The 7270-nt window shown below is 67.9% G+C and carries 6 protein-coding genes; 4 read left to right on the top strand and 2 right to left on the bottom strand.

Annotated features, from left to right (window positions below):
• Nucleotides 1–53: 53 nt before the first annotated feature.
• Both A9X05_RS08515 and A9X05_RS08520 read left to right on the top strand, forming a co-directional pair.
• Nucleotides 54–1691: an ABC-F family ATP-binding cassette domain-containing protein gene (locus A9X05_RS08515; RefSeq protein WP_067780598.1), complete on the top strand. Its 1638-nt coding sequence runs from the start codon at nucleotides 54–56 to the stop codon at nucleotides 1689–1691.
• Nucleotides 1692–1786: 95 nt separating this feature from the next.
• Nucleotides 1787–1981 carry a helix-turn-helix domain-containing protein gene (locus tag A9X05_RS08520; RefSeq protein ID WP_067780607.1) on the top strand — a complete coding sequence of 65 codons (195 nt, stop codon included), beginning with the start codon at nucleotides 1787–1789 and terminating at the stop codon, nucleotides 1979–1981.
• A gap of 10 nt (nucleotides 1982–1991) precedes the next feature.
• Here A9X05_RS08520 and A9X05_RS08525 read toward each other — a convergent pair whose 3' ends face one another.
• Both A9X05_RS08525 and A9X05_RS08530 read right to left on the bottom strand, forming a co-directional pair.
• Nucleotides 1992–2564, bottom strand: coding sequence for a TetR/AcrR family transcriptional regulator (locus A9X05_RS08525; RefSeq protein WP_067780602.1), 573 nt, complete (start codon nucleotides 2562–2564; stop codon nucleotides 1992–1994).
• A 12-nt stretch (nucleotides 2565–2576) separates the two neighbouring features.
• Nucleotides 2577–5393 (bottom strand): aconitate hydratase, encoded by a 2817-nt coding sequence (locus A9X05_RS08530; protein ID WP_197498974.1) that lies wholly within the window; start codon nucleotides 5391–5393, stop codon nucleotides 2577–2579.
• Between the two features lie 368 nt (nucleotides 5394–5761).
• Here A9X05_RS08530 and A9X05_RS08535 point away from each other — a divergent pair, with 368 nt between their 5' ends.
• Both A9X05_RS08535 and A9X05_RS08540 read left to right on the top strand, forming a co-directional pair.
• Nucleotides 5762–6310 carry a DUF6676 family protein gene (locus A9X05_RS08535; protein ID WP_067780605.1) on the top strand — a complete coding sequence of 183 codons (549 nt, stop codon included), beginning with the start codon at nucleotides 5762–5764 and terminating at the stop codon, nucleotides 6308–6310.
• A 239-nt stretch (nucleotides 6311–6549) separates the two neighbouring features.
• Nucleotides 6550–7270, top strand: a 721-nt coding sequence (locus A9X05_RS08540; protein WP_368664922.1) for a coiled-coil domain-containing protein, incomplete at its 3' end; no start/stop codon positions are given.

The following is a 7270-nucleotide window of genomic DNA, read 5'->3' on the forward strand; positions in this document are numbered from 1 at the left end:
GGCCGCCGGTGTTCACCGACGACAAATAGCGGCGGAGCAAAAAGGGAGAAGATGTGATCACGGCCACGGACCTCGAGGTCCGCGCTGGTGCGCGCATTCTGCTCTCGCCCGACGGACCGGACCTGCGCGTGCAGCCGGGCGACCGCATCGGGCTGGTCGGCCGCAACGGCGCCGGCAAGACCACCACCCTGCGCATTCTGGCCGGGGAGACCGAGCCGTACGCCGGATCCGTCGCCCGCGCCGGCGAAATCGGTTATCTGCCACAGGATCCCAAAGAAGGCGATCTCGACGTGCTGGCCCGCGACCGCGTCCTGTCGGCGCGCGGCCTCGACGTCCTGCTGACCGACCTGGAAAAGCAGCAGGCGCTGATGGCCGAGGTCGTCGACGACGCCGCGCGCGACCGCGCCATCCGCCGCTACGGGCAGCTGGAGGAGCGGTTCGTGGCGTTGGGCGGCTACGGCGCCGAGAGCGAGGCCAGCCGCATCTGCGCGAGCCTCGGCCTGCCCGACCGAGTACTGACCCAGCAGCTGCGCACGCTGTCCGGTGGCCAGCGCCGCCGGGTGGAGCTCGCGCGCATCCTGTTCGCCGCGTCGGAAGGCGGAGCGGGCGCTTCAGGTTCAGAGACCACCCTGCTGCTCGACGAGCCCACCAACCACCTGGACGCGGATTCGATCGGGTGGCTGCGGGATTTCCTGCGGTCCCACACCGGCGGGCTGGTGATCATCAGCCACAACGTCGAGCTGCTCGCCGACGTCGTGAACCGGGTGTGGTTTCTCGACGCCGTGCGCGGCGAGGTCGACGTCTACAACATGGGCTGGCAGAAATACCTGGACGCCAGGGCCACCGACGAGCAGCGCCGCCGCCGGGAACGCGCCAACGCCGAACGCAAGGCCGCCGCGCTGCGCACGCAGGCCGCCAAGTTGGGCGCCAAGGCCACGAAAGCCGTTGCGGCGCAGAACATGTTGCGCCGCGCCGACCGGATGATGGCCGCGCTGGACGAGGAACGGGCGGCCGACAAGGTGGCGCGCATCAAGTTCCCCACGCCGGCCCCGTGCGGGCGCACGCCGCTGATCGCCAAGGGACTGAGCAAGTCGTACGGCTCGCTGGAGGTGTTCAGTGGGGTCGATCTGGCCATCGATCGCGGGTCACGGGTGGTGGTGCTGGGCCTGAACGGCGCCGGCAAGACCACGCTGCTGCGATTGTTGGCCGGCACCGAGCAGCCCGACACCGGCGGGCTGGAGCCCGGACACGGTTTGCGGATGGGCTATTTCGCGCAGGAGCACGACACGCTCGACAACGACGCGAGCGTGTGGGAGAACATCCGGCACGCCGCACCCGATTCGGGCGAACAGGATCTGCGCGGCCTGCTGGGCGCGTTCATGTTCAGCGGGCCGCAACTCGACCAGCCGGCGGGCACCCTGTCGGGTGGCGAGAAGACGCGGCTCGCGCTGGCCGGTCTGGTCGCCTCCACGGCGAACGTCCTGCTGCTCGACGAACCGACGAACAACCTCGACCCCGCGTCGCGCGAACAGGTGCTCGACGCGCTGCGCAGCTACTCCGGCGCGGTGGTGCTGGTGACGCACGACCCGGGCGCGGCCGAGGCCCTCGACCCGCAGCGCGTCGTGCTGCTGCCCGACGGCACCGAGGACTTCTGGTCCGACGAATACCGCGATCTGATCGAGCTCGCCTGATTTCTGGTTGAAATCGCCCCCGCGGGCGACGGCGGGTTCTTACTCTGAGTGCTTGCGATCGTGTCGAGGCGCGGAGGCCAGCCATGAAAAGGACACTGCAAAGGTCCAAGACGCGCGACCAGTTGTTGGTCGAGCTGCGCACCGCCTACGAGGGCGGCGCGAGCATCCGCACCCTGTCCGCCCGCACGGGACGATCGTACGGATCGATTCACAGCCTGCTGCTGCAGGCGGGCACCACGCTGCGCGGCCGGGGCGGCCCCAACCGCACCGCGCGGGTCGCTCGGGTGTAGCGTCGCGCTACTACCCGGAATCGTTGCGGCGCACCGACTTTTCGACCAGGTCGAGCACGGCGGACAACCGCCGCGGGTCTTCGCCCGAGGCGAGCCGGGCCACCAGGCCGTCGAGCACCAATTCCAGATAGCACTGCAACACGTCGCCGGGGACGTCGTCGCGCACCCGGTGCGCCGCCTTCTGGCGGCGCAACCGATCGGTCGTCGCGGCCGCCAGTTCCGCGGACCGCTCCGCCCAGCCGCGGCTGAAGTCCGGGTCGTTGCGCAGCTTGCGCGCGATCTCCAGCCGGGTGGCCAGCCAGTCGAACTGCTCGGGCGCGGCGAGCATGTCGCGCATCACCTGGATCAGGCCCTCGCGCGACGCGACGTCGGCCATCCGCTCGGCGTCCTCGTGCGCGAGCGCGAAAAACAGCGCGTCCTTGTCGCGGAAGTGGTGGAAGATCGCACCGCGCGACATCCCGATCGCCGTTTCCAGCCGCCGCACCGTGGCCTTGTCGTAGCCGTATTCGGCGAAACAGCGGCGGGCGCCGTCGAGGATCTGGCGGCGGCGAGCCGCCAGATGGTCCTCGCTGACTTTTGGCACAGGCGGTGACGGCTACGACTTCAACATGTTGCGCAGCACGTACTGCAGGATGCCGCCGTTGCGGTAGTAGTCGGCCTCCCCGGGCGTGTCGATGCGCACCACCGCGTCGAACTCGATCGGGTCGCCGCCTTCTTTAGTCGCCTTGACGTGCACCGTCTTTGGCGTCTTGCCGTCGTTGAGCGCCTCGATGCCGGTGATGTCGAACACCTCGGTGCCGTCCAGCCCCAGTTCCTTGGCGGACTTGCCCTCGGGGAACTGCAGCGGGATCACGCCCATGCCGATCAGGTTGGAGCGGTGGATGCGCTCGAACGACTCGGCGATCACCGCCCGCACGCCCAGCAGCAGTGTGCCCTTGGCGGCCCAGTCCCGAGACGAACCGGAGCCGTACTCCTTGCCGCCCAGCACCACCAGCGGAATGTTCTGCGCCGCATAGTTCTGCGCCGCGTCGTAGATGAACGCCTGCGGGGCGCCGTCCTGGGTGAAGTCGCGCGTGTAGCCACCCGAGACGTCGTCGAGCAACTGGTTGCGCAGCCGGATGTTGGCGAATGTGCCGCGAATCATCACCTCGTGGTTGCCGCGCCGGGAGCCGAAGGAGTTGTAGTCCTTGCGTTCGACGCCGTGCTCGTCGAGGTACTGCGCGGCCGGGGTGCCCGGCTTGATGGCGCCCGCGGGGGAGATGTGGTCGGTGGTCACCGAGTCGCCCAGCAGCGCCAACACCCGGGCGCCCGTGATGTCACCGACGGGCTCGGGCTCCGCCGCCATCCCCTCGAAGTAAGGGGGCTTGCGGACGTACGTCGAATCCTGGTTCCACTCAAACGTATTGCCACTCGGGGTGGGCAGGTTGCGCCACCGCTCGTCGCCCTTGAAGACGTCGGCGTAGTTCTTGGTGAACATCTCCTGGCTGATCGCCGAGGCGATGGTGTCCGAGACGTCCTTCTGCGACGGCCAGATGTCTTTCAGGAAGACGTCGTTGCCGTCCTTGTCCTGACCCAGCGGCTGCGACTCGAAGTCGAAGTCCATGGTCCCCGCCAACGCGTAGGCGACCACCAGCGGCGGGGACGCCAGGTAGTTCATCTTCACGTCGGGGTTGATGCGGCCCTCGAAGTTCCGGTTGCCGGACAGCACCGCGGACACCGACAGGTCGTTGTCGTTGATCGCCTTGGAGATCTCGTCGGGCAGCGGGCCGGAGTTCCCGATGCACGTCGTGCAGCCGTAGCCGACCAGGTAGAAGCCGAGCTTCTCCAGATACGGCCACAGGCCGGCCTTGTCGTAGTAGTCGTGGACCACCTGGGAGCCCGGCGCCATCGTGGTCTTCACCCACGGCTTGGACGCCAGCCCCTTCTCGACGGCGTTGCGGGCCAGCAGCGCCGCGCCCAGCATCACCTCGGGGTTGGAGGTGTTGGTGCACGACGTGATGGCCGCGATCACCACCGCGCCGTGGTCGAGCTCGAACTCGCCTCGGTCGTCGGAGCGCACCCGAACCGGGTTGCTCACCCGGCCCTTGGCATGTGCCGCAGCCGATTCGAACTTCGGGGCGTCGTCGGCGTGGCCGTTCTCCAGCGCGCCGGGGTCGCTGGCCGGGAAGGACTCGTCGACGGCCTCGTCGAGCTTGGAGTACTCCTTCTTGTCGGGGTCGTCGCCGACGTAGTCGCCGATCTGCGCGCGGAACGTGGATTTCGCGTCGGACAACGCGATTCGGTCCTGCGGGCGCTTCGGTCCGGCGATCGAGGGCACCACGTCGGACAGGTTGAGTTCGAGGTACTCGGAGAAGGCCGGCTCGTGCTTAGGGTCGTGCCACATGCCCTGCTCTTTGGCGTACGCCTCGACCAGGGCGAGCTGCTCGTCGGAGCGGCCGGTGAACCGCAGGTAGGAGATGGTCTCCTCGTCGATCGGGAAAATCGCGGCGGTGGAACCGAATTCGGGGCTCATGTTGCCCAGGGTGGCGCGGTTGGCCAGCGGCACCTCGGCCACCCCCTCGCCGTAGAACTCGACGAACTTACCGACCACGCCGTGCTTGCGCAGCATCTCGGTGACGGTCAGCACCACGTCGGTGGCGGTGACGCCGGCCTGGATCTCACCGGTCAGCTTGAATCCGACGACGCGCGGGATCAGCATCGACACCGGCTGACCGAGCATCGCGGCCTCGGCCTCGATGCCGCCGACGCCCCAGCCCAGCACGCCCAGGCCGTTGACCATCGTGGTGTGCGAGTCGGTGCCCACGCAGGTGTCGGGGTAGGCGACCCCGTCGCGGTCCATCACCACGCTGGCCAGGTATTCGATGTTGACCTGGTGCACGATGCCGGTGCCTGGCGGCACCACCTTGAAGTCGCGGAAAGCGCCCTGGCCCCAGCGCAAGAACTGGTAACGCTCGCCGTTGCGCTGGTACTCGATCTCGACGTTGCGCTCGAAGGAGTCGGGGGTGCCGAACAGGTCGGCGATCACCGAGTGATCGATCACCAGGTCGGCGGGCGCCAGCGGGTTGACCTTCTCCGCCTTGCCGCCGAGGTCGCCGATCGCCTCGCGCATGGTCGCCAGGTCGACGATGCAGGGCACGCCGGTGAAGTCCTGCATCACGACCCGGGCGGGCGTGTACTGGATCTCAATGCTGGGTTCGGCCTTGGGATCCCAGTTCGCGATGGCCTCGATGTGGTCTTTGGTGATGTTGCTGCCGTCCTCGTTGCGCAGCAGGTTCTCGGCTAGGACTTTGAGACTGTAGGGGAGTTTCTCGGTGTTGGGTACGGCGTCGAGACGATAGATCTGGTAACTCTTGTCGCCGACCTTGAGGGTGTCGCGCGCTCCGAACGAGTTCACAGAATCTTCTTTACTCACTTCAACTCCCAAGGATTTAGTTCTTCCGCCGACGGGCCGTGCCGGCGGTGCGGTGCTACTTTAACAGTACGCTTGTCCTGCATTACGGCGGGGCGCCCGTAGGTCCAGTCTTGTCGCGTAGGCCGACGGTTTAAACCCCTCGGGGCGGACTCTCTCGGAAGCGCCGTGACCGCGTGCCCGGGCGCGGCGCCGGGCGGATGCTCTCGAAACATAAACCTCGCACACCCGCGCCGGCGTGTCGTGTGCGTGGTTTATGTGTCGTGACCGCAAGGGCGGCGCGGCTTGCGGCGAGGCCGGCCCGCCCGCCGGGCGGGCGATCGCGAACCCGCGTCGCGTACGGTGCCGGTAGCACTAGTCAGGGAGGCGAAATGACCGGGCACGAATCCTTCGTCCTGCCGCTCTACATTCCGCAAGACGTCGACATGGCCGCGATCAAGGCGCAGGTTGCCGCCGACGGCGTCAGCGCGCCGGCCGCGGCCCTGCCCGAGCTGCTCGATGTGGTCAACCAGGCGCGCGCACACGGCATCAACCTCAAGATCGTGCTGCTCGACCACAACCCCCCGAACGACACCCCGCTGCGCGACATCTCGACCGTGGTCGGCGCCGACTACCACGACTCGACCGTCCTGACGCTCAGCCCGAGTTACGTAGGTAGCTACAGCACACAATTCCCGCGGGTCACGCTGGAGGCCGGCGAGGACATCGCCAAGACCGGCAACCCGGTGGTCTCGGCGCAGCATTTCGTGGGCGAGCTCGAGGGCCACGAATTCCCGTGGACGGGCCTCACCATCTTCCTGCTGCTCGCGGTCTTCGCGGCCGCCGTCGGCACCCGCCTCCTGCAGCTGCGCGCCAGGCGATCAGCAACTCCGTCGGATTCGGCGGGGGCGCAGGAAGTGACGCCGACGAACACGGCCTAGCCCCGCTTTCCGGCGCGACAGGTCCCGCCGGCCACTCCCTCATCGGCCGCTGCGGCAAACCCGGCAGGTCACCGTTCGGTCACATTAAACGCACGTCAAGAGTGCGATTTCTGTGGAGCGTTTGCACGCCCAATAGTGTGACGTACGGTGCAAATGATGCTGGTGTTGTCTTTGGCGCCTCTTGAGAGCCCTGTGGCCGGCGCCGCCCGTCGCGTTGAGCCGTAGGAGACCTGAGTCGAATGAGACGCACACGCCGGGGCTCCGCTGCGCAACCGGTCGCGAGGCTCGTCCGGCCGGTCGTGCCATCAGTCGTGAGCGTGGCCCTGCTGCTCTGTACGCCCGGGCTCGCCCAAGGTGACCCCGCCGCCGACAGCCTGGCCGGTCTGATCGCCAACGTCGCGAAGGCGAACCAGCGCCTGGAGAATCTGAGCGCCGAAATCCAGACGGAACAGGAGAGCGTCAACAAAGCCCTGGTGGACGTCGAGACCACCCGGGACAACGTCGCCGCGGCCCAACGCGACCTCGAGACCAGCCAGCAGGCGGTCAAAGACGCCAACACCGCGATCGCCGCGGCGCAACAGCGGTTCGACACGTTCGCCGCCGCCACCTACATGAATGGCCCGTCGAGCAGCTACCTGACCGCCACCAGCCCAGACGAGATCATCGCCACCGAGGCCGCCGCGAAGACCCTGTCCGCGAGCTCCCAAACGGTGATGACCAGGCTGCAGCAGGCGCGAACCGAACAGGTGAACAAGGAATCGGCGGCTCGGCTGGCCAAGCAGAAGGCCGACAAGGCCGCCGCCGACGCCAAAGGCAGCCAGGACGCCGCGGTGGCGGCGCTGACCGATTCCAAGCGCAAGTTCGACGAACAGCGCGAACAGGTCACCCGGCTGGCCGCCGAACGCGACGAGGCGCAGGCGAAACTCGAAGCCGCCCAACGGCAGTGGTCGACCGGCCCGG

Source organism: Mycobacterium sp. E3298, from assembly GCF_001666895.1.
In the GTDB taxonomy this organism is placed as follows: Bacteria; Actinomycetota; Actinomycetes; order Mycobacteriales; family Mycobacteriaceae; genus Mycobacterium.